The 25,340-nt window shown below is 71.6% G+C and carries 23 protein-coding genes; 10 read left to right on the top strand and 13 right to left on the bottom strand.

Annotation, left to right across the window (positions count from 1 at the left end; translation table 11 throughout):
• The first annotated feature begins 668 nt into the window (after positions 1-668).
• The 4 genes from JWR81_RS20570 (at position 669) to JWR81_RS20555 (ending at position 3,939) form a co-directional block, all read left to right on the top strand.
• Complete coding sequence (locus JWR81_RS20570) at positions 669-1,397, top strand: amino acid ABC transporter ATP-binding protein (RefSeq protein WP_297655289.1); 729 nt, start codon at positions 669-671, stop codon at positions 1,395-1,397.
• A gap of 10 nt (positions 1,398-1,407) precedes the next feature.
• Positions 1,408-2,313 (top strand): glutamate ABC transporter substrate-binding protein, encoded by a 906-nt coding sequence (locus tag JWR81_RS20565; RefSeq protein WP_297655280.1) that lies wholly within the window; start codon positions 1,408-1,410, stop codon positions 2,311-2,313.
• A gap of 74 nt (positions 2,314-2,387) precedes the next feature.
• Positions 2,388-3,035, top strand: a complete 648-nt coding sequence (locus JWR81_RS20560) for an amino acid ABC transporter permease (RefSeq protein WP_297655277.1) — start codon at positions 2,388-2,390, stop codon at positions 3,033-3,035.
• A gap of 34 nt (positions 3,036-3,069) precedes the next feature.
• Positions 3,070-3,939 (top strand): amino acid ABC transporter permease, encoded by an 870-nt coding sequence (locus JWR81_RS20555; RefSeq protein WP_297655274.1) that lies wholly within the window; start codon positions 3,070-3,072, stop codon positions 3,937-3,939.
• A 2-nt stretch (positions 3,940-3,941) separates the two neighbouring features.
• Here the strand turns inward: JWR81_RS20555 and JWR81_RS20550 are convergent, their stop codons facing one another.
• A complete protein-coding gene (locus tag JWR81_RS20550) occupies positions 3,942-5,918 on the bottom strand; it encodes a S9 family peptidase (protein WP_297655271.1) in 1,977 nt (658 codons plus the stop codon).
• 11 nt (positions 5,919-5,929) lie between these two features.
• On the bottom strand, positions 5,930-6,259 hold the full coding sequence (locus tag JWR81_RS20545) for a hypothetical protein (RefSeq protein WP_297655268.1): 330 nt from the start codon (positions 6,257-6,259) through the stop codon (positions 5,930-5,932).
• 100 nt (positions 6,260-6,359) lie between these two features.
• Between JWR81_RS20545 and JWR81_RS20540 the strand changes: the two genes are divergently transcribed.
• On the top strand, positions 6,360-6,662 hold the full coding sequence (locus JWR81_RS20540; protein ID WP_297655265.1) for a hypothetical protein: 303 nt from the start codon (positions 6,360-6,362) through the stop codon (positions 6,660-6,662).
• Between the two features lie 18 nt (positions 6,663-6,680).
• On the opposite strand, the gene JWR81_RS20535 is transcribed toward JWR81_RS20540, so the two are convergent.
• The 7 genes from JWR81_RS20535 to JWR81_RS20505 form a co-directional block, all read right to left on the bottom strand.
• The gene (locus JWR81_RS20535) at positions 6,681-7,562 is read right to left on the bottom strand and encodes a 2-dehydropantoate 2-reductase (protein WP_297655262.1); all 882 of its coding nucleotides are present in this window, start codon (positions 7,560-7,562) and stop codon (positions 6,681-6,683) included.
• Positions 7,563-7,631: 69 nt separating this feature from the next.
• On the bottom strand, positions 7,632-8,387 hold the full coding sequence (locus JWR81_RS20530; RefSeq protein ID WP_297655259.1) for a succinate dehydrogenase/fumarate reductase iron-sulfur subunit: 756 nt from the start codon (positions 8,385-8,387) through the stop codon (positions 7,632-7,634).
• On the bottom strand, positions 8,384-10,312 hold the full coding sequence (locus JWR81_RS20525; protein WP_297655286.1) for a fumarate reductase/succinate dehydrogenase flavoprotein subunit: 1,929 nt from the start codon (positions 10,310-10,312) through the stop codon (positions 8,384-8,386). The genes JWR81_RS20530 and JWR81_RS20525 overlap by 4 nt, the downstream gene beginning before the upstream one ends.
• Positions 10,313-10,317: 5 nt before the next feature.
• Entirely contained in the window at positions 10,318-11,124 is an 807-nt protein-coding gene (locus JWR81_RS20520) for a hypothetical protein (protein ID WP_297655256.1), read from the bottom strand.
• Between the two features lie 144 nt (positions 11,125-11,268).
• The gene (locus JWR81_RS20515) at positions 11,269-12,024 is read right to left on the bottom strand and encodes a succinate dehydrogenase/fumarate reductase iron-sulfur subunit (RefSeq protein WP_297655253.1); all 756 of its coding nucleotides are present in this window, start codon (positions 12,022-12,024) and stop codon (positions 11,269-11,271) included.
• 12 nt (positions 12,025-12,036) lie between these two features.
• Positions 12,037-13,977 (bottom strand): fumarate reductase/succinate dehydrogenase flavoprotein subunit, encoded by a 1,941-nt coding sequence (locus JWR81_RS20510; RefSeq protein WP_297655250.1) that lies wholly within the window; start codon positions 13,975-13,977, stop codon positions 12,037-12,039.
• A gap of 3 nt (positions 13,978-13,980) precedes the next feature.
• Positions 13,981-14,691, bottom strand: a complete 711-nt coding sequence (locus tag JWR81_RS20505) for a succinate dehydrogenase cytochrome b subunit (protein WP_297655247.1) — start codon at positions 14,689-14,691, stop codon at positions 13,981-13,983.
• A 78-nt stretch (positions 14,692-14,769) separates the two neighbouring features.
• On the opposite strand from JWR81_RS20505, the gene JWR81_RS20500 reads away from it, so the two are divergent.
• Positions 14,770-15,729 carry a LysR substrate-binding domain-containing protein gene (locus JWR81_RS20500; RefSeq protein ID WP_297655243.1) on the top strand — a complete coding sequence of 320 codons (960 nt, stop codon included), beginning with the start codon at positions 14,770-14,772 and terminating at the stop codon, positions 15,727-15,729.
• A gap of 10 nt (positions 15,730-15,739) precedes the next feature.
• On the top strand, positions 15,740-16,462 hold the full coding sequence (locus tag JWR81_RS20495; protein WP_297655240.1) for a hypothetical protein: 723 nt from the start codon (positions 15,740-15,742) through the stop codon (positions 16,460-16,462).
• Between the two features lie 58 nt (positions 16,463-16,520).
• On the opposite strand, the gene JWR81_RS34445 is transcribed toward JWR81_RS20495, so the two are convergent.
• The 3 genes from JWR81_RS34445 to JWR81_RS20480 all read right to left on the bottom strand — a co-directional run bounded on the left by JWR81_RS34445 (position 16,521) and on the right by JWR81_RS20480 (position 19,234).
• Positions 16,521-17,795, bottom strand: a complete 1,275-nt coding sequence (locus JWR81_RS34445; RefSeq protein ID WP_367278812.1) for a regulatory protein RecX — start codon at positions 17,793-17,795, stop codon at positions 16,521-16,523.
• Between the two features lie 2 nt (positions 17,796-17,797).
• On the bottom strand, positions 17,798-18,838 hold the full coding sequence (gene recA / locus JWR81_RS20485) for a recombinase RecA (protein ID WP_297655237.1): 1,041 nt from the start codon (positions 18,836-18,838) through the stop codon (positions 17,798-17,800).
• Positions 18,839-19,039: 201 nt separating this feature from the next.
• Positions 19,040-19,234, bottom strand: coding sequence for a DUF3046 domain-containing protein (locus JWR81_RS20480; RefSeq protein WP_297655234.1), 195 nt, complete (start codon positions 19,232-19,234; stop codon positions 19,040-19,042).
• Positions 19,235-19,263: 29 nt separating this feature from the next.
• On the opposite strand from JWR81_RS20480, the gene JWR81_RS20475 reads away from it, so the two are divergent.
• Both JWR81_RS20475 and JWR81_RS20470 read left to right on the top strand, forming a co-directional pair.
• Positions 19,264-20,559: a CoA transferase gene (locus tag JWR81_RS20475; protein WP_297655231.1), complete on the top strand. Its 1,296-nt coding sequence runs from the start codon at positions 19,264-19,266 to the stop codon at positions 20,557-20,559.
• A gap of 21 nt (positions 20,560-20,580) precedes the next feature.
• Positions 20,581-20,712, top strand: coding sequence for a hypothetical protein (locus tag JWR81_RS20470; RefSeq protein ID WP_297655228.1), 132 nt, complete (start codon positions 20,581-20,583; stop codon positions 20,710-20,712).
• 68 nt (positions 20,713-20,780) lie between these two features.
• Here the strand turns inward: JWR81_RS20470 and JWR81_RS20465 are convergent, their stop codons facing one another.
• Positions 20,781-21,281, bottom strand: a complete 501-nt coding sequence (locus JWR81_RS20465; RefSeq protein ID WP_297655225.1) for a hemerythrin domain-containing protein — start codon at positions 21,279-21,281, stop codon at positions 20,781-20,783.
• A 69-nt stretch (positions 21,282-21,350) separates the two neighbouring features.
• On the opposite strand from JWR81_RS20465, the gene JWR81_RS20460 reads away from it, so the two are divergent.
• Positions 21,351-25,340 (top strand): DEAD/DEAH box helicase (locus JWR81_RS20460; RefSeq protein ID WP_297655222.1); only part of this gene is annotated, 3,990 nt, incomplete at its 3' end.

The raw sequence follows: 25,340 nt of genomic DNA, 5'->3' as shown, positions 1-25,340 counted from the left end.
GCCCGCCGACTCCAGGAGCCCGGCCATCCGTTCGGAGTCGTGCACGTTCATCTGGCACCCGTAGGTGCGGACGGTGTAACTGCGGGCCACCGGCCAAGGGTAGGCCCGTCCTGGGCGTCCTCGCCCCCCGGGCAGCCTCGACCGAACGGGACGGGACAGGCAGGATGCACGCATGAGGGGCCGGTCAGCCGGTCGGTGAACATCTCCTGCTGTGCGGCCTGCGCGTCCGACAGGGCGAGCGGGATGCCGAGGCCGCCAGCCAGCGCACCGACGAGGACCATACCGACCATGACCGTGTGGCGCTGCAGGTCGACCGTGACGTCGTCGACCTGCACGACGTCCACCGCGGGCGACGACCCGACGCGGCTGGCCGGTACACGGTGTGGACGCCCGCCACGACCATGCCGTAGGGCTTGACGAGGTAGTCGTCGGCGCCGGAGTGCAGGCCCAGGATGCGGTCGTCCACCCCGCGGGCCGAGACCACGATGATCGGGACCTCGCTCGCCTCACGTATGGCGCGGCACACGTCTTCCACCAGCAGTATGTGCACCGGTCCCCCTTCCGTCATCTGATCGCAACCCTGTGGGTCGCTCAAGACACTGGACTCGGATGTCGGATTCCCCCTAGCGTCCCAATATGCCCGGAGGCCGCAAATGACCGAAACACCCATGATTCGGATGACGTCTGTCGACAAGCACTTCGGCGACCTCCATGTGCTGCGCGACATCAACCTCGAGGTCGAGGCCGGCCAGGTCGTGGTGGTGCTGGGTCCGTCGGGATCCGGCAAGTCCACGCTGTGCCGCACCATCAACCGCCTCGAGCCCATCGACAGCGGTGAGATCGCCATCGACGGCGAGCCCCTCCCCGCCGAGGGCAAGGCGCTCGCGGGGCTCCGCGCCGACGTCGGCATGGTTTTCCAGAGCTTCAACCTGTTCGCGCACAAGACGATCCTCGCCAACGTCACGCTCGCACCGATGAAGGTCCGCGGCACCAAGAAGGCCGACGCCGAGAAGGCCGGGCTCGCCCTGCTCGAACGGGTCGGCATCGCCGACCAGAAGGACAAGTACCCCGCCCAGCTCTCGGGCGGGCAGCAGCAGCGCGTGGCCATCGCGCGGGCGCTGGCCATGAACCCGAAGGTGATGCTCTTCGACGAGCCCACCTCGGCGCTCGACCCCGAGATGGTCAACGAGGTCCTCGACGTCATGACCACGCTGGCCAAGGAGGGCATGACCATGCTCGTGGTCACCCACGAGATGGGCTTCGCGCGCCGCGCCGCGAACCGCGTCATCTTCATGGCCGACGGCGAGATCGTCGAGGACGCCGCCCCCGAGGCCTTCTTCTCCAGCCCCCGTTCCGATCGCGCCAAGGACTTCCTCGGCAAGATCCTCACCCATTGAGGGAGACCCCATGAAGTTCCGCAAGCTCGCGGTGGGACTGCTCGCAGGCAGTCTCGCACTCTCCGTGGCCGCCTGCGGCAAGGAGGGCGGCCCCGCCGGCCCCGGCGGTGACGCCGCGGCCGCGCTCTCCTACCCCGTCGCCGCCGACGTCGCACTCACCGGCTCGACCACCTTCGACGCGATCAAGGCCAAGGACCGGGTCACGATCGGCGTCAAGGAGGACCAGCCGGGCCTCGGCTTCAAGGACGCCACCACGGGTGAGCGCTCCGGGTTCGACGTCGAGATCGCCAAGATGGTGGCCGCGGGCCTCGGCTACGGCAACGACAAGATCGACTACAAGGCCATCCCCTCCGCCGCCCGCGAGGACACGATCTCCCGCGGCGAGGTCGACTACTACGTCGGCACCTACACGATCAACGACAAGCGCAAGACGCTCGTCTCGTTCGCCGGGCCGTACTTCGTGGCGGGCCAGGGCCTGCTGGTGCGCAAGGACGAGACCGCGATCACGGGCAAGGACACGCTGCAGGGCAAGAAGGTCTGCTCGGTCACCGGGTCCACGCCGATCCAGCGGGTCAAGGACCAGAACCTGACCGGGGCCTCCGACATCGTGGAGTTCCAGACCTACAGCCAGTGCGTGGACCAGCTGCTGTCCAAGCAGGTCGACGCCGTCACCACCGACGACGCCATCCTCAAGGGCTACGCCGCGCAGCAGCCCGACCAGCTCAAGCTCGTCGGTGACGCGTTCTCGTCCGAGCCCTACGGCATCGGCCTGAACAAGGACGACTCCGCGCTCCGCGGCAAGATCAACGACCTGCTCGACGCCTCCGAGAAGGACGGCACCTGGCAGAAGATCTACGACGCCACGCTCGGCAAGTCCGGCTCGACGGCCACGCCGCCGGCGCTGCAGCGCTACTGATCCGACGCCCATGACGACGGTGGCCCCCTTCCACGGGGCCACCGGCGTCCCTCGTAGCCAGCCAAGGGACCACGGTGGACGTCCTCTTCGACAACCTCGACCTGTACGGCGCAGCCTTCGTCGGCACCATCGAGCTGTTCCTCATCGCGGCGGTCGGCTCACTGGTCGGTGGTGTGGTGCTCGCGGCGATGCGGGTCAGCCCGGTGCCCGTGCTGCGCGCCTTCGGGACGGGCTACGTCAGCATCGTCCGGAACACGCCACTGACCCTGATCTTCTTCTTCTTCGCGTTCGCCTACCCCCGCCTGGAGATCCTCGACCTGTCGTTCTTCGCCCGCGCCTGCATCGCGCTGATCGTCTACACGTCGGCGTTCAACTGCGAGGTGACCCGGTCGGGCATCAACACGGTGCCGGTCGGCCAGGCCGAGGCGTCGCGGGCGCTGGGCTTCGGCTTCACCCAGACCCTGACGTCGGTGGTGCTGCCCCAGGCCGTGCGCTCGGTCGTGCCGCCGCTGACCAACATCCAGATCGCCCTGCTGAAGAACACCACGATCGCCGCGGGCTTCTCGGTGTTCGAGGCCGGCGGGATCTACCAGAACCTCTCCGAGCGCGGCTATGACATTCTGACCGGCCTGTTCTGGGTGGCGCTGTTCTTCCTCATCCTGGTCGTGCCGTTGACGCTGCTGCAGCGTCGTCTCGAGAAGCGCTGGAGCGTGGCACGGTGAGTCCCGCGGACGTACTTCTCTCCGCGGAGGCGAAATGAGCGCCGTCCTGTATGACGTGCCCGGGCCCAAGGCCCGGCGGCGCAACCGCGGCCTCGGCGGCGTCGGCACGCTCGTGCTGCTGGGCGTCGTCGGGTTCGTGGCCTACCGCTTCGCCGTCACCGGGCAGTTCGACGGCGCCAAGTGGGAGTTCCTGGAGTTCAAGGCCATCCAGCTGCTCCTGCTCGACGCGCTGCTCAACACGCTCACAGCGTTCGCCGTGGCGGCGGTCCTCGCACTGCTGTTCGGCGCGGTGTTCGCCGCGGGACGGCTCTCGAACCACACCTGGATCAGCAGGCCTGCCACCGTGGTCGTCGAGTTCTTCCGGGCCGTGCCGCTGCTCGTGCTGATCTTCATCCTGTACTTCGGCGTGTCCAAGAGCCTTGGGATCGAGATCTCCACGTTCTGGGCCGTCGTCCTGGGACTCATGCTCTACAACGGCTCGGTGCTGGCCGAGGTCTTCCGTGCCGGGGTCGACTCCCTGCCCCGCGGGCAGAGCGAAGCCGCCTACGGGCTCGGCATGCGCAAGACCCAGGTGATGACGAGCGTGCTGCTGCCCCAGGCCCTGCGCGCGATGCTGCCGACGATCGTCAGCCAGCTCGTGGTGGTGCTCAAGGACACCGCGCTGGGCTACCTCATCCTCTACCCGGAGCTGCTCTACCAGGCCCGGTTCCTGGGTGGGCAGGGCCAGCTGGGGTCCCCCATCCTGCAGGTCGCCATCGTCATCGCGGTCATCTACATCGCCATGTGCCTGTTGCTCTCCGCGCTCGCCAACCTTCTCGAGCGGCGGAGCCGCCGCAGCGCGAAGACCGGCCCGACCGACACGACCGCGACACCGGACGCCGAGACCGACTTGACGAACATCTGAGGTCACGGCGGAGAGGCGTGCCGGGGCGCCAGGTTCTCCACCACCACCGGCTCGATGCCCTCCCCCGCCGGCAGTTCGAAGCCGAGCACCTGGGCGTAGAAGCTCAGCTCCGCGTCCAGGGCCCGGCGGATGTTCTCCGAACGGCGGAAGCCGTGCTGCTCCCCGTCGAAGAGCAGGTAGGCCACCGGCACCTTGCGCGAGCGCAGGGCGTCCACGATCTTCTCGCTCTGGTTGGGCGGGACGACCGGGTCCTCGCGGCCCTGCAGCACGATCAGCGGCTTCGCGAGCCGGTCGACGTGGCGGATCGGCGAGCGCTCCACGTAGACCTCGCGCGCGGCCGGGTAGGGGCCGACGAGGCGGTCGAGGTAGCGACTCTCGAACTTGTGCGTGTCGGCGGCCAGCGCCTCCAGGTCCGCCACACCGAAGTGGTCGGCTCCCGCCGCGAACGGGGTGTCGTCGCGGGCCAGCGCGGCCAGGGTGGTGAAGCCGCCGGCCGAGCCCCCGCGGATGGCCAGCCGCGCCCCGTCGACGCGGCCGTTCCCGGCCAGCCAGCGGGCGGCGGCCAGGCAGTCGGCGACGTCGACGATGCCCCACGTGCCGAGCAACTCCTCGCGGAACGCGCGCCCGTAGCCCGTCGAACCGCCGTAGTTGACGTCGACGACGGCGAAGCCGCGGCTCGTCCAGTACTGCACCGACGTGCTCAGCACCGGCATCGCCGCGGACGTGGGGCCGCCGTGGATCACCACGAGCAGCGGGGGCAGCTCGCCCTCGGGGCCGGTGCGGTCGGGGTTGGCCGGCGGGTAGAAGAGCGCGTGGGCGCGGCGGCCCCCGACTCCGCCGGCACTGTCGGACGGGAAGCTCACGTGCTCGGGCACCGACAGGTAGCCCGGGTCGACGCCGAGGTCCCGCGGCGGCCGCACCGTGGTGACCTCGCTGGTCTCGGGGTCGAGGCGATATACACCCGGCTCCTCCGTGGGGGTGCCCGCGACCAGCACCACCGAGCCGTCGGGCGCGGCGCGCACCGCCGCGATGCCCGAGAACGGCAGCGGGAGGTCGGTCACCACACCGTCGGCGGACCGGAGCGCGAGCCCGTCGTAGCCGTCACGCCGCCGGGCGAACACCACCGACCCGTCGGGACGCACGGCGTAGCGCGCCGAACCGAACGTCCACGCGGGAACGCCGATCTCGGCGTCGATGCGGACCACCGGCTCGATGTCGTGGTCGGGCACCCAGCGGTAGAGGTTCCACCAGTCCGTGCGGTCGCTCACGAACCACAGCGAGCCGTCAGCCTGCCAGCGCGGCTCGGTGACCGACTCGCCCGGCCCGCCCGCGACGACGGTCTCCTCGCCGGTGGCGAGGTCGCGGACCACGAGCTCGGTGGAGTCCCACGGCATGGACGGGTGGTTCCAGCGGATCCACGCGAGCGTGCCGCCGTCGGGGCTCAGGCGGGGCGCCGCGACGAAGTCGGAACCGGTGACGAGCACCTCGGGCGTGCTCGGAGCGTGCGCGTCGATCCGGACGATCTCGTTGCGCACCTCGGTGGCCGACGGCCCGTCGTGGTGCTCGCGGACACAGACGATGGTGGCGCCGTCAGGGGCGACGTCACCGTCGGCGTAGCGGTCGGCCCGGGGCGTGCCGGGTTCGGCCGTGAGCGGCTCCGGCCGCCCGCCCGGGGCGAGCCGGTAGAGGCGCTGATCGGCCCAGTCGACGAACCACACGATGCCGTCGCGCACCCACCACGCCGCGCCCCCGTACTCGTGGACGCCGGTGCGGGCGTTGACACCGTCGGGCAGCAGGTCGGCGGTGGTGCCGTCGGCGGAGCGCCGGACGAGCTGCGTGCGGCCGCCCTCGGTGGGCCTGCCCTCGGCCCACACGACGTCGTCCCCGTCGAGGTGCAGCTCCCCGAGGCGCACCGCGGCGACCACGACGAGCTCGGACGTGATCGGGGTGGGCCAGGAACCGAAGGGAGCGGTCGTCACGTCTCCCCACGCTAGTCCCGCGCACGCGTGGTGCCGAACGCCGACACGAGCATGCCGACGGCCTCGCGCACGTTCCGTAGACGCAGCAGCGGGAGCAGCGCGACCGCGCCGGTCAGCCCGGGCCACCAGCGCACGGTGCCGTCGGGGCGGACGGTGCCGACCGCCGGCGTCGCGCAGGACCGGACCGACGCGCGCAGCGTCGGGTAGAGCGCGGGCAGCTGTGGGTCGCGGCACGAGCGGACCTTCACCGGCACCCGCACGAGGTCGGGCAGCTCGCGGGCGATCTCCGAGCAGTTGGGGCAGGAGACGTCGTAGATGACGACGACCTGGGCGGGCTTCACGCCCCCGAGAATGCAGTGCGGTGGCCGCAGACGTTCACCGGGGTCCTCACCCCAGCAACGTTCGTGGCCACCGCACCGGGTCGGTGGGACCATCACCGGTATGACCGATCCCACGGCATCCGGCGGCGAGACCATCGACGCCGAGATCGTCCCCGACCCGGCCACCCCGGCCGTCACCCCGTCGGCACCCCAGCCGCCGCCCGCGCCGGACTACGACGAACACGGCGTGCCGAGCCTGGACTACGTCCGCGACAAGATCGAGGGCCGCTTCGCCACGAGCCTAGGGATGGGCGAGCTCGCCGCCGAGACCCCGCAGGGACGCTCCCTCGAGGAGCAGGAGGCCGAGCGCGAGAAGGCCGCGAAGGCGAAGCTCGAGGAGATCCGGCGCTCGCTGGGCGGCTGAGCGGATCGCACCGCGGAGTCAGCCCAGCGCCGAGGTCAGCGCCAGCAGTGTGCGGTTGGCGGGTACGTCGATGCCGTACTGCCCGGCCAGCCGCACCACCGCGCCGGTCAGGCCGTCGTACTCCAGCGGCCGGCTCGCCTCCCGGTCCTGCAGCATCGAGCTGGTGGAGCCCGCGGACAGCGCCTGCAGCCAGGCCAGGGTGTCCTCGGCGCTGCCGTCGGGGAGATCGGCGCCCTCGGCGCGGCCCACCGCCACCGTCTCGCGCAGCACGTCGAGGGCCAGCTGCGCGACGGCGGGCTCGTGCAGCACCTCGATCCGCCGCCCGGTGAGCGCGGTGATCGGGTTGGCCGCCACGTTGGTGAGCAGCTTGCGCCAGGCCGCCGTCCGGAAGTCCGGGGCCACCTCGGTGCGGATCCACGTCGGCCCGAACAGCGCCGCCGCGGCGTGCCCGGCGTCGTCGTCGGGGAGCACCAGCTCGCGCTCGGTGCGCCGCGCCTTGACCTCGCCCGGCCCGGTGCGCTCCGCGTTGATGTAGACCAAGGCCGGCGCCACGGCGTCGCGCAGCCCGGCGGGCACCCGGTCGCGGTGGTCCACGCCGTTCTGCGCGGCCACGACCCGCGTGCCCTCCCCCGCCAGCGCGGCGAGCCACGGCCACGCCGACTCCGTCTGGTGGATCTTGGTGGCGAGCACGACCCAGTCCACGGGCCGCACCTGCGACGGGTCGCCGGCGGAGCGCATCGGCTGCGTGCGGGTGCCGTGCTCGTCCTCGGTGAGAGTGACGGCGAGGGTGTCGGAGCCCGCCCGCCCGCGGCCGCACAGCACGACGTCCTCCCCGGCCTCGGCCAGCCCGACGGCGAGCGTCATCCCCACGGCGCCTGGTCCGACGACGGCAACGGTCACGAGTCCTCCTCCATGCACAGAGCCCCCGCGACGCGACGTCACGGGGGCTCTGGACGAACCTGCTCGATCCTAGGCGCCGGGGCGCTTGAAGATCTTGTTGCCCAGCCACACCAGCGGGTCGTACTTGCGGTCGACCACGCGCTCCTTCATCGGGATCAGCGCGTTGTCGGTGATCTTGATGTGCTCGGGGCAGACCTCGGTGCAGCACTTGGTGATGTTGCACATGCCCAGCCCGTGCTCCTCCTGCGCCTCCTTCTGCCGGTCGGCGACGTCGAGGGGGTGCATGTCGAGCTCCGCGATCCGCATGAGGTAGCGCGGGCCGGCGAAGTTCTCCTTGTTCTCCTCGTGGTCACGCACCACGTGGCAGGTGTTCTGGCACAGGTAGCACTCGATGCACTTGCGGAACTCCTGGCTCCGCTCGACGTCGACCTGGGCCATCCGGTACTCGCCCGGCTTCAGATCCGGCGGTGGAGCGAAGCTCGGGATCTCGCGGGCCTTCGTGTAGTTGAACGACACGTCGGTGACGAGGTCCCGGATCACCGGGAACGTCCGCAGCGGCGTGACGGTGATGACCTCGGTCTCGGAGAACGTCGACATCCGGGTCATGCACGCGAGCCGCGGCTTGCCGTTGATCTCCATGCTGCACGAGCCGCACTTGCCGGCCTTGCAGTTCCACCGGACGGCGAGGTCGTTGGCCTCGGTCTGCTGCAACCGGTGGATGATGTCCAGGACGACCTCGCCCTCGTTCACCTCCACCGGGTAGTCGACGAGCTCGCCCTTCTCGGAGTCGCCCCGCCAGACGCGGAAGTGCGCGTCGTACGTCATGCCTTCTCCCCCTGGTCGGCGCGGTGACCGCCGATCTCCTCGCCGGTGTAGTACTTCTTCAGCTCGTCGAGCTCGAACAGGTCGAGCAGCTCGGGCCGCATCGGCACCTGCTCCTTGCGCACCAGCTCGACGTTGTCCTCGCCCAGTGCGGAGAGCACCAGCAGGACGTGACGCCAGTCGGCGTCCATCACCGGGAAGTCGTCGCGCGTGTGGCCGCCGCGGCTCTCCTGGCGCTCCAGCGCCGCCTTGCCGACGCACAGCGACACCAGCAGCATATTGCGCAGGTCGAGCGCGAGGTGCCAGCCGGGGTTGAAGTCCCGGTGGCCGGTGACGCTGACGGTGCGCGTGCGGGTGGCGATGTCCTGAAGGGCCTTGAGCGCCATCTCCATCTCGTCGGCCTTGCGGATGATGCCGACCAGCTCGTGCATCGTCTTCTGCAGCTCCAGCTGCACCTTGAACGGGTTCTCCCCGCCCTCGGCGGCGCTGGAGAACGGCAGCAGCGCGCGCTCGACGGCCGTGTCGATGTCCTCCTGTGCCACCACCGGACGCGAAGCCGTGGCGTCCACGTACCGCGACGCCGAGAGGCCGCAGCGGCGGCCGAAGACCAGCAGGTCCGACAGCGAGTTGCCGCCGAGCCGGTTGGAGCCGTGCATGCCGCCCGAGCACTCACCCGCGGCGAACAGACCGGGGACGATCGACATCCCGGTGTCGGGGTCGACCTCTACACCGCCCATCACGTAGTGACAGGTGGGGCCGACCTCCATCGGCTCCGCGGTGATGTCGACGTCCGCCAGCTCCTTGAACTGGTGGTACATCGACGGGAGGCGCTTCTGGATCTCCTCGGGCTTCAGCCGCGAGGCGATGTCGAGGTAGACGCCGCCGTGCGGCGTGCCCCGCCCGGCCTTGACCTCGGAGTTGATCGCCCGGGCCACCTCGTCACGCGGCAGCAGCTCCGGCGGGCGGCGGTTGTTGTCCGGGTCGGTGTACCAGCGGTCGCCCTCCTCGGGCGTCGTCGCGTACTGCTCCTTGAACACGTCCGGGATGTAGTCGAACATGAACCGCTTGCCCTCGGAGTTCTTGAGGATCCCGCCGTCACCGCGAACGGACTCGGTGACGAGGATCCCCTTCACCGACGGCGGCCAGACCATGCCCGTCGGGTGGAACTGCAGGAACTCCATGTTGATCAGGGTGGCGCCCGCGCGCAGCGCCAGCGCGTGCCCGTCGCCGGTGTACTCCCAGGAGTTGGACGTCACCTGGTAGCTCTTGCCGATGCCGCCGGTGGCCAGGACGATCGCGGGGGCGTCGAAGCGGACGAACCCGCCGGTGTTGCGGTAGTAGCCGAACGCCCCGGCGATCTTCCCGTCGGCCTTGAACAGCTCGGTGATCGTGGTCTCGTGGAAGACCCGGATGTTGGCCTCGTAGTCGCCCGTGGCCTTGAAGTCCTCCTGCTGCAGCGACACGATCTTCTGCTGCAGGGTGCGGATCAGCTCCAGGCCGGTGCGGTCACCGACGTGCGCCAGCCGCGGGTAGGTGTGGCCGCCGAAGTTGCGCTGGCTGATCTTGCCGTCCTTGGTGCGGTCGAACAGCGCACCGTAGGTCTCCAGCTCCCAGACGCGGTCGGGCGCCTCCTTGGCGTGCAGCTCCGCCATCCGCCAGTTGTTGAGGAACTTCCCGCCGCGCATGGTGTCGCGGTAGTGGACCATCCAGTTGTCGTTGCTGTTGACGTTGCCCATGGCCGCGGCACAACCGCCCTCGGCCATCACCGTGTGGGCCTTGCCGAACAGCGACTTCGAGATGATCGCCGTGCGCTTGCCCTGGCTGCGGGCCTCGATGGCCGCGCGCAGACCGGCGCCGCCTGCGCCGATCACCACGACGTCGTACTCGTGCGTCTCGATCGTCTCGGTCCCGTTGCTCTCGGTTGTCACCGTGCTCACCCCACGATCCGCAGGTCGGACCACCATCCGGCCGAGACGGCCATGATGTAGAAGTCCGTGATGGCCAGTGTCGCCAGTGTCGTCCATGCGAGTTGCATGTGCTTGCCGTTGAGCCGGCTCACCCAGCCCCAGAGCTTGTAGCGCACCGGGTGCTTGGAGAAGTGGTTCAGCCGCCCGCCGATGATGCTGCGGCAGGAGTGGCACGACGCCGTGTACAGCCACAGCATCACGACGTTGATCACCAGGATGATGTTGCCGAGGCCGAACCCGAAGGTGCCGTCCTTGTTGATGAAGGCGTCCACCGCGTCGTAGGTGTTGATCAGCGAGATCAGCGCGGCGATGTAGAAGAAGTAGCGGTGCAGGTTCTGCCCGAGCAGCGGGAAGCGCGTCTCACCCGTGTACTTCTTGTGCGGCTCGGCCACCGCACACGCGGGCGGCGAGAGCCAGAACGCCCGATAGTAGGCCTTGCGGTAGTAATAGCAGGTGAGCCGGAACAGGAGCAGGAACGGCAGGGTGACCGCCGCGTAGGGCAGCCACCAGACGTTCGGGAGGAACTGCCCGAAGTGCGACGCCTCCGGGTAGCAGCCCACCGAGAAGCACGGCGAGTAGAACGGCGTCAGGTAGCTGTAGTTCTGGTCCGCGGTGAAGTAGTCCGCCTGCATGAAGGCGCGCACGGTGGCGTAGATGACCCACGCTGCGAGGCCGGCGAAGTTGAGCAGCGGTGGCAGCCACCACCGGTCGGTACGGAGCGTCCGGGCCGCGATCTGCGCACGGCCGGTGGACGCGTCTGTGGTGGACGACACGTCGTTGGGTCCTCGTTTCGGGAATCACGGGTTCGAAGTGATCCGGAGGGTACGACGGTTCGACCACGGCCGGTGTGCGGGGGCACACGAAAAGCCCGCCTCGTGACGGGCGTCACCAGGCGGGCTCTCGTGAAGCAGAACGAGTCAGGCGCTGGTGCGCCGGCCGCTCGTCGCCGCGATGTAGTCGTGGTTGAGCTGCGAGATCACGTCGAGCGGGATCTCCTTGGGGCATGACACCGCGCAGGCTCCGGTGTTGGTGCAGCCGCCGAATCCCTCGGCGTCGTGCTGCTCCACCATCCGCACCACGCGGCTGTCACGCTCGGGCTGGCCCTGGGGCAGCTCCCCGAGGTGGGTGATCTTTGCGCCGAGGAACAGCGACGCCGAGCCGTTCGGGCACGCCGCGACGCACGCGCCGCAGCCGATGCACGCGGCCGCGGTGAACGCGCGGTCGGCGTGGACCTTGGGCACCGGGGTGGCGTGGGCGTCGGGAGCGGCGCCCGTCGGGACGCTGACGTAGCCGCCGGCCTGGATGACCCGGTCGAACGACGACCGGTCCACCACCAGGTCCTTCACCACCGGGAACGCCGCCGAGCGCCACGGCTCGATCGTGATCGTCTCGCCGTCGCGGAAGTGGCGCAGGTGCAGCTGGCAGGCCGTGGTGGCCTTCTGCGGCCCGTGCGGATGGCCGTTGATGACCATCGAGCAGGCCCCGCAGATGCCCTCGCGGCAGTCGTGGTCGAACGCCACGGGCTCGTCGCCGGAGAGGATGAGCTTCTCGTTGAGCACGTCGAGCAGCTCGAGGAACGACATGTCCTCGTCGGCGTCGTCGACCTGGTAGCCGACCATCCTGCCCTTGTCGCCCGGCGCGCTCTGGCGCCAGACCTTGAGCGTGAGCTTCATCGTCTGTGCTCCTTACTTGTACGAGCGCTGGCTGGGGTGGACGTAGTCGAAGGTCAGGTCCTCCTTGTGCAGGACCGGTGCCTCGCCCGGGCCCGAGTACTCCCACGCAGCGGCGTACGCGAAGTTCTCGTCGTCGCGCTTGGCCTCGTGGTCCTCGGTCTGGCTCTCGGCCCGGAAGTGACCGCCGCAGGACTCCTTGCGGTGCAGCGCGTCCAGGCACATCAGCTCGCCGAGCTCGAGGAAGTCGGCCACGCGGCCCGCCTTCTCCAGCGACTGGTTGAGCGTGGCTGCCGACCCGGGCACCTTCACGGTGCGCCAGAACTCGCGGCGCAGCTCCGCGATGAGGTCCAGGGCCTTGCGCAGGCCGTCCTCGGTGCGCTCCATGCCGCAGTAGTCCCACATGATGTGGCCCAGCTCGCGGTGGAACGAGTCGACGGTGCGCGTGCCGTCGATCGAGAGCAGCTTCTCGATCCGGTCGTCGACGTGCTTGCGAGCCTCGGCGATCTCCGCCGCGTCCGGGTCCACCGGCTGCAGGTGGGCGCCGGCGAGGTAGTCGCCGATCGTCACCGGCAGCACGAAGTAGCCGTCGGCCAGACCCTGCATCAGCGCGGACGCGCCGAGGCGGTTGGCGCCGTGGTCGGAGAAGTTGGCCTCGCCGACCACGAACATGCCGGGGATGGTGCTCTGCAGGTCGTAGTCGACCCACAGCCCGCCCATCGTGTAGTGGACGGCGGGGAAGATGCGCATCGGCACCTCGTAGGGGTCCTCGCCGGTGATGCGCTGGTACATCTGGAACAGGTTCCCGTACTTCGCGGCCACGGCCTCGCGGCCGGTCCGCTGGATGACCTCGGCGAAGTCGAGGTAGACGCCCAGGCCCGACGGGCCGACGCCGCGCTTCGCGTCGCACACGGCCTTGGCCGCGCGGCTCGCGATGTCGCGGGGCACCAGGTTCCCGAACGACGGGTACTGCCGCTCGAGGAAGTAGTCGCGCTCGTCCTCGGGGATCTCCTGCGGCGGGCGGATGTCGCCCATCTCCTTGGGCACCCAGATGCGGCCGTCGTTGCGGAGCGACTCGCTCATCAGCGTCAGCTTCGACTGGTGGTCGCCGGAGACCGGGATGCACGTCGGGTGGATCTGGGTGAAGCACGGGTTCGCGAACAGCGCGCCCTTGCGGTGCGCACGCCAGCTCGCGGTGACGTTGCAGCCCTTGGCGTTCGTGGAGAGGTAGAAGACGTTGCCGTAGCCGCCGGAGGCGAGCACGACGGCGTCGGCGAGGTGGGTCTCGATCTCGCCGGTGACGAGGTCGCGCGCGACGATGCCGCGCGCGCGGCCGTCGACGACGACCAGCTCGAGCATCTCGTGGCGGGAGTGCATCTCGACGCGGCCGGCGTCGATCTGGCGCTCGAGGGCCTGGTAGGCGCCCAGCAGCAGCTGCTGGCCGGTCTGGCCCTTCGCGTAGAACGTGCGGGAGACCTGCACGCCACCGAACGAGCGGTTGTCGAGCAGGCCGCCGTACTCGCGGGCGAACGGCACGCCCTGCGCCACGCACTGGTCGATGATCTGCACGCTGACCTCGGCGAGGCGGTGCACGTTCGACTCGCGGGCGCGGAAGTCGCCGCCCTTGACCGTGTCGTAGAACAGCCGCTGCACGGAGTCGCCGTCGTTGCGGTAGTTCTTCGCGGCGTTGATGCCGCCCTGCGCGGCGATGGAGTGGGCGCGGCGCGGGCTGTCCTGGTAGCAGAAGCTCGCGACCTGGTACCCGGCCTCGGCGAGGGTGGCGGCCGCGGAGCCGCCGGCCAGGCCGGTGCCCACCACGATGATCTTCATCTTGCGCTTGTTCGCCGGGTTGACCAGCTTGACGCCGAAGCGGCGACGCTCCCAGCGGCTCTCGATGGGCCCATCGGGTGCAGCTGTGTCGATGACCGGCTCGCCTACGCGGAAGTCGGAGTACATGCGCTATCCCACCAATCCGAAGGTGACGGCGAACGGGACGGAGAGGAACCCGACGGTCAGCACGAGTGCGAACACCCACGAGATCGTCTGCAGCACGTGCTGCCGGGCCCCGTTGGAGTAGCCGAGCGTCTGCAGGGCGCTCCACACGCCGTGGCGCAGGTGGAGGCCGACCGCGATCACCGCGACCGTGTAGAGGAGCGTGATGTACCAGCGGCTCGGGGCGAAGTCGGTCACGACGTTGTCGTAGACCGCGCCGGAGACGCCGTTCGGGTTCAGCGTGCCGGTGGTGAGGTCCAGGATGTGCCACACGATGAACAGCAGGATGATCACGCCGCCCCAGCGCATCGTGCGCGCGGCGTACGAGCCTTCGGTCTTGGGGCGTGCCGCGTACTTCACCGGGCGGGCGCGCGCGGCGCGGCGGGCCAGGATCACCGCCGAGACGATGTGCAGCACGATCGACACCGTCAGGACCACGCGGATGATCCACAGCAGCGTCGAGTACGGCAGCGCGGGCTCACCCATAGTGCGCAGGAACGCCGCGTAGGTGTCGAGGGCGTTCTGCCCCAGGAAGATCTTGAGATTGCCGATCATGTGGAGGAGCAGGTAGAGCACGACGATCGCGCCCGTCACCGCCATCAAGATCTTGAGCTGCAGCGAGGTGTTCCTCAACCGCCGCACGCCTGCGCCACGCGGGCGCTGCTGGACCGTCACCATGGCCGCAAGGATGAGTACCGGCCCACACGAGCGTCCAATGCATGGGCTGGGCGTGATCCATAGACGTACGCTATTCACATGACGCTCCAGCAGCTCGCGTACTTCGTCGCGGTCGCCGATGTGCGCAGCTTCACCCGTGCGGCCGATGCCGTGGGAGTGGCGCAGCCCACGCTGTCGCGGCAGCTCAGAGCCCTGGAGGACGATCTGGGCGCCGCGCTGATCGACCGCGGAGGGCGCGACGGACCCGTGCTGACGCCGGCCGGTGAGGCCGTCCTGCCGCTCGCCCGCCGAATGCTCGCCGACATGGAGAGCGCCCGCGTCGCCGTCGCCGACATCGTGGGGCTGCGCAGCGGCCGCGTCCGCGTCGGCGCCACCCCGTCGCTGTGCATCGGCGTGCTCGCCGACGTCCTGCGCGTGTTTCACGAGAAGTATCCCGACATCGGCCTGGAGCTCGTCGAGAGCGGGTCGCAGCCGCTCGTGCGGTCGCTCGTGCGCGGGGAGATCGACGTGGCGATGGTGATCGTGCCCGCCGGGGGCGTCGACCCCGCCCTGCACGCCACCCCTCTGCTGCGCGAACGCCTGTCGGTGGCGTCGCCGTCGTCGGGGCGCTCGCCCGCCCCACGGGGGTCGATGGGCGTGCGCGAGCTGGCCCGGCGACCGCTGATCGTGCCCCGACAGGGCTACGACGTGCGGGAGTCCACGCTGCAGGCCTTCGCCGACGCCGGGGTGACGCCGCACCTCGCCGTGCAGGGCGGGGAGATGGACGCCGTGCTGCGGCTCGTCGAGGCCGGCACCGGGATGGCGGTGGTGCCCGACCTGGTGTTCGCCGGACGACCCCGGCTGCGGCGCACCGTGCTGACCCCGCCGCTGTACCGGACCGTGGCGCTGGCCCGCCGCGCCGACCTCACGCCGACGCTGGCGGTCCGGGCCTTCCGCGACACGCTGCTGACGTTTCTCTCGGACCTCGCGGCCGCGGGCGGCTTCCCCGGCGACGTTCAGGTGCTGCGGCGGCCGGACAACGGCAGCGAACCGCACTAGCGTCCACTCCGTGGCCGACATCCACTTCTACTTCGACCCCGTGTGCCCGTTCGCCTGGATGACCAGCAAGTGGGTCCGCCAGGTGCAGGCTCAGCGCGACTACACCGTCGACTGGCGGTTCATCTCGCTGCGCCTGCTCAACGCCCACATCGACTACGACGCCCACTTCCCGCCCGAGTACGAGGCCGGGTACACCGCCGGCCTGCGGCTGCTGCGGGTGGCAGCTCGCACCCGGGCCACGCTCGGCCCGGAGGCCGTGGCCACGCTGTACGCGGCGCTCGGCGCGCGGATCTTCGACAGCGAGCCCGTGCCCGACGACGCCGGCAGCCACGGCCTCCGCGGCACGCGTGCGTTCGTCGAACCGGTGCTCGCCGGGGCCGGGCTGCCCGCCGAGCTCGCCGACGCGCTGGACGACCCGTCGTGGGACGCGCAGATCCAGGCCGAGACCGACGAGGCCCTCGTGCTGACGGGCAAGGACGTCGGCACGCCGATCCTGCACTTCGAGCCGCCGGAGGGCGTGGCGTTCTTCGGGCCGGTGATCAGCCGCCTGCCCCGCGACGACCAGGCGGTGGAGCTCTGGGACCACGTGGTGGGCCTCGCCCGCTTCCCCGGCTTCGCCGAGCTCAAGCGCAGCCTGCGGGAGCTGCCGCAGCTCCGCGCGCTGGGCGTGACCGAGGACGAGGCCGGGGCGCAGCAGGACTGGCACGGAGGCAGCAGGCGCCAGAAGAGATGAGGAGCGCGCCACCGGCAGGACGGCGGCGGGGCATGGCGATCGTGGTGGGGCGGGGCGGTCAGTCGAGCGGGTCGGTGCCCAGCTCGTCGGCCTCGGCGCCGTGGGCGGCGAGGGCCTCCCGGACCACGCGGTAGGCGATGCCGCCGCCGTAGCCCTTGCGGGCGAGCATGCCCACCAGCCGCTGGGCGGCCTTCTTCCGCTGCTCCGGGGTGTCGGCCGGGACCGTGCGGAGCTTGCGGTCGACCAGTTCCCGCGCGCGGAGCTCCTCCGACTCGGTGTCGACCTCGGCGAGGGCCTCCCCCGCCACCTCGTCGTCGACGCCCTTGCGCCGCAGCTCCATCGCGATGGCCCGCTTGGCCAGGCCCTTGTGCTGGTGGCGGGAACGCACCCACTGGCCGGCGAACGCGGCGTCGTCGATGAGACCGACCTCGTCGAACCGTTCCAGCACGGTGTGGGCCGCCTCGTCGGGCAGGCCCTTGCGCGTCAGCGCCTGGGCGAGCTCCTGGCGGGTGCGGGCCCGGTCGGTGAGCAGCCGCAGACAGACCTCGCGGGCCATCGCGATCGGGTCGGCGTCGGGATCCAGCTCCGCCGGCGCACCACGCGAGCGACCGAAGCCGCCGCCCTGGCTGCCCCGGCCACGGCCCTCGCGACCGGCGCCCTCGCGACCGGCGCGATCACGACCACTGCCCCGGCGGGAGCGCTCGGTGGGGCCGTCGTCGGGGTCGGACGTGTCGACGTCGGACGGCGCCGTGACGTCGGACCGGCCGCCTTCCCAGCGCTCGGCGTCGCGGGCACGGTCGGTGCCAGGCCCCCGATCACCGGGCCCGCGTCGCACGCCGGCCGTGCGTCCACCGGAAGTGGTGGAACGTCCGCGGCCGGTCCCCTCGGCACGTCGCCGCCGCGCGCCGGCGAGATCGGCGACCGTGACCGACGGCGAGCTCTCCAGCTCACCGTCCGCACGATCCGAGCCGACCGCACCCAGGTCGGCGACCGTGGACGGCGCGCGGTCGGCTCCCCCGGTCAGCTGCTCGACGGGCGTGACGCGATCCGCCTCGGTGGTACCGAGCCGGTCGAACAGGGCGACCGGGGCGGCTGCTTCAACGCCGGATCGACCGTCGCCCGCCCCGCTTCCGTCGCCGCCGCTCTCCTGGTCGCCGCCGTCCTCGCCGGAGGCGCCCTCGGCGGCGGGACCCGAGTCGTCGCCGAACCGGGCGACGGGGGCGGGGCCGTGATCGACCTCGTCGGCAGGCCGGGGATCTTCCGCATCGCCGAAGCGGGCGATGCGGGGCCCGCCGCTGAGCGACTCGGTGGAGGGCCCCGCGTCGTCCGCCATGCTCAGAAGTCGACCGGGGCCGGCAGCGGCTCGGCGTCGGCGTCGAGCACGGCCCCGATACCGAGCTTCTCCTTGATGCGCTTCTCGATCTCCGCAGCGACGTCCGGGTTCTCGCGCAGGAACTTGCGGGCGTTCTCCTTGCCCTGGCCCATCTGGTCGCCCTCGTAGGTGTACCAGGCGCCGGACTTGCGGACGATGCCCTGCTCGACGCCCACGTCGACCAGCGAGCCCTCCCGGCTGATGCCCACGCCGTAGAGGATGTCGAACTCGGCCTGCTTGAACGGCGGCGCGACCTTGTTCTTGACGACCTTGACGCGGGTGCGGTTGCCGACCATGTCGGAGCCGTCCTTGAGCGTCTCGATGCGGCGGATATCGAGCCGGACCGAGGCGTAGAACTTGAGCGCCTTGCCGCCCGTGGTGGTCTCCGGCGAGCCGAACATGACGCCGATCTTCTCGCGCAGCTGGTTGATGAAGATCATCGTGGTGCCGGAGTTGCTGAGCGCCCCGGTGATCTTGCGCAGCGCCTGGCTCATGAGCCGGGCCTGCAGGCCGACGTGGCTGTCGCCCATCTCGCCCTCGATCTCGGCGCGCGGCACGAGCGCGGCCACGGAGTCGATGACGATGATGTCGAGCGCGCCGGAGCGGATCAGCATGTCGGCGATCTCGAGCGCCTGCTCACCGGTGTCGGGCTGCGAGACGAGCAGGTTGTCGGTGTCGACGCCGAGCGCCTTGGCGTACTCGGGGTCGAGCGCGTGCTCGGCATCGATGAAGGCGGCAATCCCGCCCGCGGCCTGCGCGTTGGCCACCGCGTGCAGCGCGACGGTGGTCTTACCGCTGGACTCCGGGCCGTAGATCTCCACGACGCGGCCGCGGGGCAGGCCGCCCACGCCGAGCGCGACGTCGAGGGCGATGGAACCCGTGGGGATGACGCCGATGGGCGGACGGGTGTCGTCGCCGAGGCGCATCACCGATCCCTTGCCGTGGTTCTTCTCGATCTGGGCGAGGGCGAGCTCCAGCGCCTTCGTGCGGTCGGGTGCGGTCATCGCCGGTCTCCACCTTTGTAGGGTCACGTGTCTCGATCTGCTGATGACGACGGTAGGGGAAACCACCGACAATCTGCGGCCGCGGTCGGCAGCTGTGGACAGTCGGACCGCGATGTGGATGGAGCGTAGCGAACACCTGTTCGACTACCGGTACCGACACGCCGAACGTCTACGGTGCCGCGCCCGGCGGTCGGCGGGGCCTCAGCGGCGCGCGGGGGGCACGTCGTAGACCTCGCAGACGGCCGCCCAGATCTCCCTGGGGTCGTAGCCGAACTTCAGCGCCTGCTCCACCGTGCGGTCGCCGAGCTGGGCGAACACGTGGTCGTGGGACACCGAGGCGGCCCGTGCGGCGCCGAACTCGCCCTCCATCAGGTCGCGGAAGTAGGTCAGTCGCACCCTGTCCACGGTAATGGCACGCTGCGGTGATGACCGACCTGCTCCCCGCCGTCTGGGACGCGCTCGGCGGTGCACCCGCCGAGCTGCGGCGGCTGACCGTCACCGGTCCGCCGGCGACGCTGGCCTCGGCGTTCCCGGTCACGGACGCGGGCGTCACGGCCGTCGGCGCGAGCCTGCTCGCCGCCACCGCGGGCACGGACACGCCGGTCGCCGTCGACACCCGACAGCTCGCGATCGCGCTGCGCAGCGAGCGGCACCTGCTGCGCGACGGGCGGTCACCCGGCAACCCGTTCGACCCGTTGTCGGCGTTCCACCGCACCGCCGACGGCACGATCCGGCTGCACGCGAACTACCCCTGGCACGGCGCCGCCGCACTGCGTGTCCTCGAATGCACGGAACAGGAGGCGCCGGCCGCGATCGCCGAACAGAGGGCCCGCGAGCTGGAGACGGCGGTGCACGAGGCGGGTGGGATCGCGGCCGCCGTCCGCACGGAGGAGCAATGGCGGGCCGAGGCGGGACCGCCGCCACCGCTCGTCGAGGTCCGGGAGCTGGGCGCGGCTCCGGCCCGGCCCGTGCGGAGGCCCCGGGTGCTCGACCTGACCCGTGTGATCGCCGGTCCGGTGGCCACCCGGACGCTGGCCGCCCACGGGGCCGACGTGCTGCGGCTCGACGCGCCCGACCGTCCGGAGATCCCGCTGCAGTACTGGGACATGCTGCCCGGCAAGCGCAGCGCGCTGCTCGACCTCGCGGCGCACCGCGACACCCTCGAGGACCTGCTGGCCGGCTCCGACGTCGTCGTCACGGGGTACCGGCCGGGCGCGCTCGACCGTTTCGGGCTCACCCCCGAGGCCCTGGCCGAGCGGCACCCCGGGCTCGTGGTGGTCACGCTGTCGGCATGGGGGCACCGCGGCCCGTGGGGCGCGCGGCGCGGGTTCGACAGCATCGTGCAGGCCGCCTCCGGCATCGCACTGACCGAGGGCACGCCCGAGGCTCCGGGAGCGCTCCCCGCGCAGGTGCTCGACCACGCCACCGGCTACCTCGGGGCTGCCGGGGCGCTGCTGGCGCTGGCCCGGCAGCGGCGGGACGGCGGCACGCACCACGCCCGCCTTTCGCTGCTCGGCACCGCGGGCTGGCTGCAGTCGGTTTCCCGTACGGCGGCGGACGACGTGCCGGACGTCGATCCGGCGCCGTACCTGACCGACATCAGCGCCCCCGACGGCCTGCTGACGCTGGCCACGCCACCGGGGACGGTCGGGGCCCGGGCGCTGACCTGGCCGGAGCCCGCGCCGGCGTTCGGGGTCGCCGAACCCCGCTGGGCCGGGTGAGGGCGGCGTAGCCTCGCGTCCGTGGTGTCCGTTTCGCTCGCACAGGACCCCACCGGGTTCTCGTCGCCGCTGGGCCAGGTGGTGGTGCTGCTGGCGCTGCTCACGTCGTTGGTGCTGCTGCTGCGCTGGTGGTGGCAGCAGCGGCGGCGCTAGCGCGGCGGGCACACCGGGAGGTCCTGGCCGCAGCCTGTTCGCCGCGACCGGTTCTGCCCGGCCCGGGCTCAGCTGTTGCGCTCGACGTAGGCGTCGGGGTCCTTGTCCTTCCCGGACAGCCCCGCACCGCCCGGGTGCTCCGCGAAGTACTGCTCGTACTTCGTCCCGAGCTCCTGACGGAACTCGACGGACGCGACACGCAGGAAGTCGGGGATGTCGTCGCGCTCCTCCTCGGCGAGGTGCTCGTCGTTCGCGTCCCGCGCGTCCTGGATGCCGGCCCACCACTCCTCGCTGCCGACCTCGGCGGCCGCGGCGCGACGGATGCCCTGGCGGATCTCGTCGTGGTCGCCGATGGCGTCCTTCGTCTCGTCCTCGCTGCCCTCGACGTTCTGCAGCAGGGCCGGGTAGAAGTGCATCTCCTCCGCCGAGGCGTGGACCTCCAGCCGCGCGGCGAGACCGAGCCAGATCTCGTTGGCGGCCTGCACGTCGGAGCGACGGGCGAAGAGCTCCTCGAAGCGGGTCCGGAAGAGCTCGTGGTCGTCGAGGATGAGGCGGATGAGATCGGGCATGCCGTGCTGTATCCCGGTATGCGCCTGCGCAAACACTTCGACGGCAAACTGTCGGACCTCTGACGCATCATGGAGGACATGACGGCGCTCGAAGGCTTCTCCCCAGCCACCCGTGACTGGTTCACAGGTGCCTTCGCCGCGCCCACCCCCGCCCAGGAGGGCGCGTGGAACGCGGCCCAGGCCGGCAGGCATGCGCTGGTCGTGGCACCCACGGGCTCGGGCAAGACGCTGGCCGCGTTCCTCTGGGCGCTCGACCGGCTGGCGGCCGAGCTCCCGCCGGCGGAGGCCAAGCACCGCTGCCGGGTCCTCTACGTCTCGCCGCTCAAGGCCCTGGCGGTCGATGTGCAGCGCAACCTGCGCTCGCCGCTCACCGGCATCCGGCAGGCCGCGCAGCGGCTGGGTCTCCCGGTCCCCGACATCACGGTCGGTATGCGCACCGGCGACACCCCGGCCGACGAGCGCCGCCAGTTCGCCCGCACGCCCCCGGACGTCCTGGTCACCACCCCGGAGTCGCTGTTCCTCATCCTCACCTCGGCTGCGAGGGAGTCGCTGCGCGGCGTGGAGACGGTCATCCTCGACGAGGTGCACGCCGTCGCCGGCACCAAGCGGGGGGCGCACCTGGCCCTGTCGCTGGAGCGCCTCGACGAGCTGCTCGAGAAGCCGGCCCAGCGCATCGGGCTCTCGGCCACGGTCCGGCCGCTCGACGAGGTGTCCGCGTTCCTGGCCGGCGCACGCCCGGTGGAGATCGTGCAGCCGCCCATCCCGAAGACCATCCAGGTCTCCGTCGAGGTGCCCGTGCCCGATCTCGCCGCGCTCGACGAGCGGCCGGCGCCGGGCAGCTCCGACGAGGAGGTCATCGGCTCCGCCGCGGGCACGGCGCAGAAGCCGTCGATCTGGCCCGCGGTGGAACGGCGGCTGCTGGAGCTGGTGCGCGAGCACCGGTCCACCATCGTGTTCTCCAACTCCCGACGGCTCGCCGAGCGGCTGACCTCCCGGCTCAACGAGCTGGCGGCCGAGGAGGCCGAGGGGGTCCAGGAGCTCGACGCCCCGCGGAGCGCAGGCGGAGCGGGCATCGACACGTTCCCGGCCGAGGCCATCGGGCAGTCCGGCATCGGCGGCGGCGCGCCGCCGGTCGTGGCCAAGGCCCACCACGGCTCGATGTCGCGCGAGCAGCGCACGCTCGTGGAGGAGGAGCTCAAGGCCGGCCTGCTGCCCTGCGTGGTGGCCACGTCCAGCCTTGAGCTGGGCATCGACATGGGCGCGGTCGACCTCGTCGTACAGGTGGAGGCACCGCCGAGTGTGGCGTCGGGGCTGCAGCGGGTGGGCCGCGCGGGGCACCAGGTCGGCGCCATCTCCAAGGGCGTGGTGTTCCCCAAGTACCGGGGCGATCTCGTCTCCTGCGCGGTGGTGGCCGAGCGCATGGCGGGCGGGCGGATCGAGTCGATGCGCTACCCGCGCAACCCGCTCGACGTGCTCGCCCAGCAGATCGTGGCGATGGTGGCGCTGGAGCCGTGGTCCTACGACGACCTCGCCCGCGTCGTGCGCCGGGCGGCGCCGTTCGCCGCGCTGCCCGACTCCGCGCTGAACTCCGTGCTCGACATGCTCGCCGGCCGCTACCCGTCCGAGGAGTTCGGCGAGCTGCGGGCGCGCATCACGTGGGACCGCGTCACCGATCAGCTACAGGGCCGTCCCGGCGCGCAACGGCTGGCGGTCACCTCCGGCGGCACCATCCCCGACCGCGGCCTGTTCATGGTCATGACGCCCGGCGGGGCCGACGGCGCCGGGTCGCGCGTGGGTGAGCTGGACGAGGAGATGGTGTACGAGTCGCGCGTGGGCGACACGTTCCTGCTCGGCACGTCCAGCTGGCGCATCGAGGACATCACCCACGACCGCGTGATCGTCACCCCCGCGCCCGGGGTGCCCGCGCGGATGCCGTTCTGGAAGGGCGAGTCGATCGGCCGCCCGCTGGAGCTGGGCCGCGCCGTGGGGGCGTTCGTGCGGGAGATGTCGGCGCTGGCCGACGAGCCGGCGCGCGAGCGGGCGGCTGGGGCGGGCCTCGACACGTGGGCCACCGACAACCTGCTCGCCTACCTGCACGAGCAGCGCGACGCCACGCGCCACGTCCCGAGCGACCGCACGATCCTCGTCGAGCGCTTCCGCGACGAGCTGGGCGACTGGCGGCTGGTGGTGCACTCGCCGTTCGGGTCACAGGTCAACGGGCCGTGGGCGCTCGCCATCGCCGCGCGGATGCGCGAGCGGCGCGGGGTGGAGGTACACGCGGCCGCGGCCGACGACGGCATCGTCCTGCGCCTGCCCGACGCCGTCGACGACGCCGGGGCCGAGGTCGTGCCCACCGCCGAGGACGTGCTGCTCGATCCCGGCGAGGTCGAGCAGATCGTCGTCGCCGAGCTGGGCGGGTCGTCGCTATACGCGTCGCGGTTCCGCGAGTGCGCGGCGCGGTCGCTGCTGCTCCCCCGCCGCGACCCCAAGCGGCGCAGCCCGCTGTGGCAGCAGCGCCAGAAGTCGGCGCAGCTCCTGGCCGTGGCCGGGCGCTACGAGCAGTTCCCCGTCACGCTCGAGGCGATGCGCGAGTGCGTGCAGGACGTCTACGACCTGCCCGGGCTGCGCGAGCTGATGACCGACGTGCAGTCGCGGAAGGTGCACGTGGTCGAGGTGGCCACGCCGTCGCCGTCGCCGTTCGCACGCAGCCTGCTGTTCGGCTACATCGGGATGTTCCTCTACGAGTCCGATGCGCCGCTGGCCGAGCGCCGGGCCGCCGCGCTCTCGCTCGACTCCACGCTGCTGGCCGAGCTGCTCGGCTCCGAGGCCATCCGCGAGCTGCTCGATCCGGAGGTGCTCGCGGAGGTCGAGGCGTCGCTGCAGCGCCTCCCCGAGGACCGCCACGCCCGCGACGCGGAGGGCGCGGCCGATCTGCTGCGCTTCCTTGGCGACCTCACCACGGCCGAGGCCGCGCAGCGGGGCATCCGACAGGAGTGGCTGGTCGGGCTCGAGTCGGCGCGGCGGGCCATCCGCGTCCGCATCGCGGGTGAGGAGCGCTGGCTCCCTATCGAGGACGCCGGTCGCGTGCGCGACGCCCTCGGGGCGGCGCTGCCCGTCGGGGTGCCGGAGACGTTCACCGAGCCGGTCACCGACCCGCTCGGGGATCTCATGCTGCGCTACGCCCGGACCCACGGCCCGTTCCCGGCGGCCGCCTGCGCCTCCCGCTTCGGGCTCGGCGTGGCCGTGGTTGCGGGCGTCCTCGATCGGCTCGTCGGGTCCGGGCGGCTGGTGCGCGGTGAGCTGCGCCCAGCGGCCGAGGGCACCGACTACTGCGACGCCGAGGTGCTGCGCCGGCTGCGGCGGGCGTCGCTGGCGCGGCTGCGGGCCGAGGTCGAGCCCGTGGAGCAGCAGGCACTCGGCCGGTTCCTGCCCGCGTGGCAGGGCGTGCAGACCGGCGCCGAGGGATCCCGGCGCGGCCGGATGCGCCGCGCACCCGGCGCGGAGGACGTGCTCGGCGTGGTCGAGCAGCTCGCCGGGGCCCCGCTGCCCGCGAGCGCGCTGGAGTCGCTCATCCTGCCCGCGCGGCTGCCGGGCTACACCCCTGCGCTGCTCGACGAGCTGACGGCGGCCGGCGAGGTCACCTGGACAGGCTGCGGCACCCTGGCCGGTAGCGACGGCTGGCTGGCCGTCGCCCCCTCCGATGTCGCCGACCTGCTGCTGCCCGAACCCGAGCCGGACGTCGCCGCCACGCCCCTGCACCGCGCGGTGCTCGCCGCCCTCGGTCTCCCCGACCTCGACGCCCCGCCCGTCGGCGGCGGAGCGTTGTTCTTCCGGCAGCTCGCCGACCAGGCCGGACGCAGCCTCGTCGAGTCGGGCGAGGCTGCCCCGGCGGACGGCGCGGTGGTCACCGCCATCTGGGACCTGGTCTGGGCGGGGCTGCTGACGGGCGACACACTCGGCCCGCTTCGCGCCCGACTGGGCGGGGGCAAGGCAGGCGGCGGCACCGGCGCGCACCGCACCCGCCGCACCGCGTCGCGGGGCCGGTACGCGCAGCTGCGC

The sequence above is a fragment of the Pseudonocardia sp. genome, from assembly GCF_025965585.1.
Taxonomy (GTDB): Bacteria; Actinomycetota; Actinomycetes; order Mycobacteriales; family Pseudonocardiaceae; genus Pseudonocardia.
This window is presented reverse-complemented; position numbering and strand designations above follow the sequence as displayed.

Coding starts and splice junctions, on each gene's coding strand:
- JWR81_RS20570 (WP_297655289.1), top strand. CDS start 669: ATGATTCGGATGACGTCTGTCGACAAGCACTTCGGCGACCTCCATGTG.
- JWR81_RS20465 (WP_297655225.1), bottom strand. CDS start 21,281: ATGCCCGATCTCATCCGCCTCATCCTCGACGACCACGAGCTCTTCCGG.
- JWR81_RS20565 (WP_297655280.1), top strand. CDS start 1,408: ATGAAGTTCCGCAAGCTCGCGGTGGGACTGCTCGCAGGCAGTCTCGCA.
- JWR81_RS34445 (WP_367278812.1), bottom strand. CDS start 17,795: ATGGCGGACGACGCGGGGCCCTCCACCGAGTCGCTCAGCGGCGGGCCC.
- JWR81_RS20500 (WP_297655243.1), top strand. CDS start 14,770: ATGACGCTCCAGCAGCTCGCGTACTTCGTCGCGGTCGCCGATGTGCGC.
- JWR81_RS20555 (WP_297655274.1), top strand. CDS start 3,070: ATGAGCGCCGTCCTGTATGACGTGCCCGGGCCCAAGGCCCGGCGGCGC.
- JWR81_RS20475 (WP_297655231.1), top strand. CDS start 19,264: ATGACCGACCTGCTCCCCGCCGTCTGGGACGCGCTCGGCGGTGCACCC.
- JWR81_RS20510 (WP_297655250.1), bottom strand. CDS start 13,977: ATGTACTCCGACTTCCGCGTAGGCGAGCCGGTCATCGACACAGCTGCA.
- JWR81_RS20505 (WP_297655247.1), bottom strand. CDS start 14,691: ATGGTGACGGTCCAGCAGCGCCCGCGTGGCGCAGGCGTGCGGCGGTTG.
- JWR81_RS20530 (WP_297655259.1), bottom strand. CDS start 8,387: ATGACGTACGACGCGCACTTCCGCGTCTGGCGGGGCGACTCCGAGAAG.
- JWR81_RS20540 (WP_297655265.1), top strand. CDS start 6,360: ATGACCGATCCCACGGCATCCGGCGGCGAGACCATCGACGCCGAGATC.
- recA (WP_297655237.1), bottom strand. CDS start 18,838: ATGACCGCACCCGACCGCACGAAGGCGCTGGAGCTCGCCCTCGCCCAG.
- JWR81_RS20515 (WP_297655253.1), bottom strand. CDS start 12,024: ATGAAGCTCACGCTCAAGGTCTGGCGCCAGAGCGCGCCGGGCGACAAG.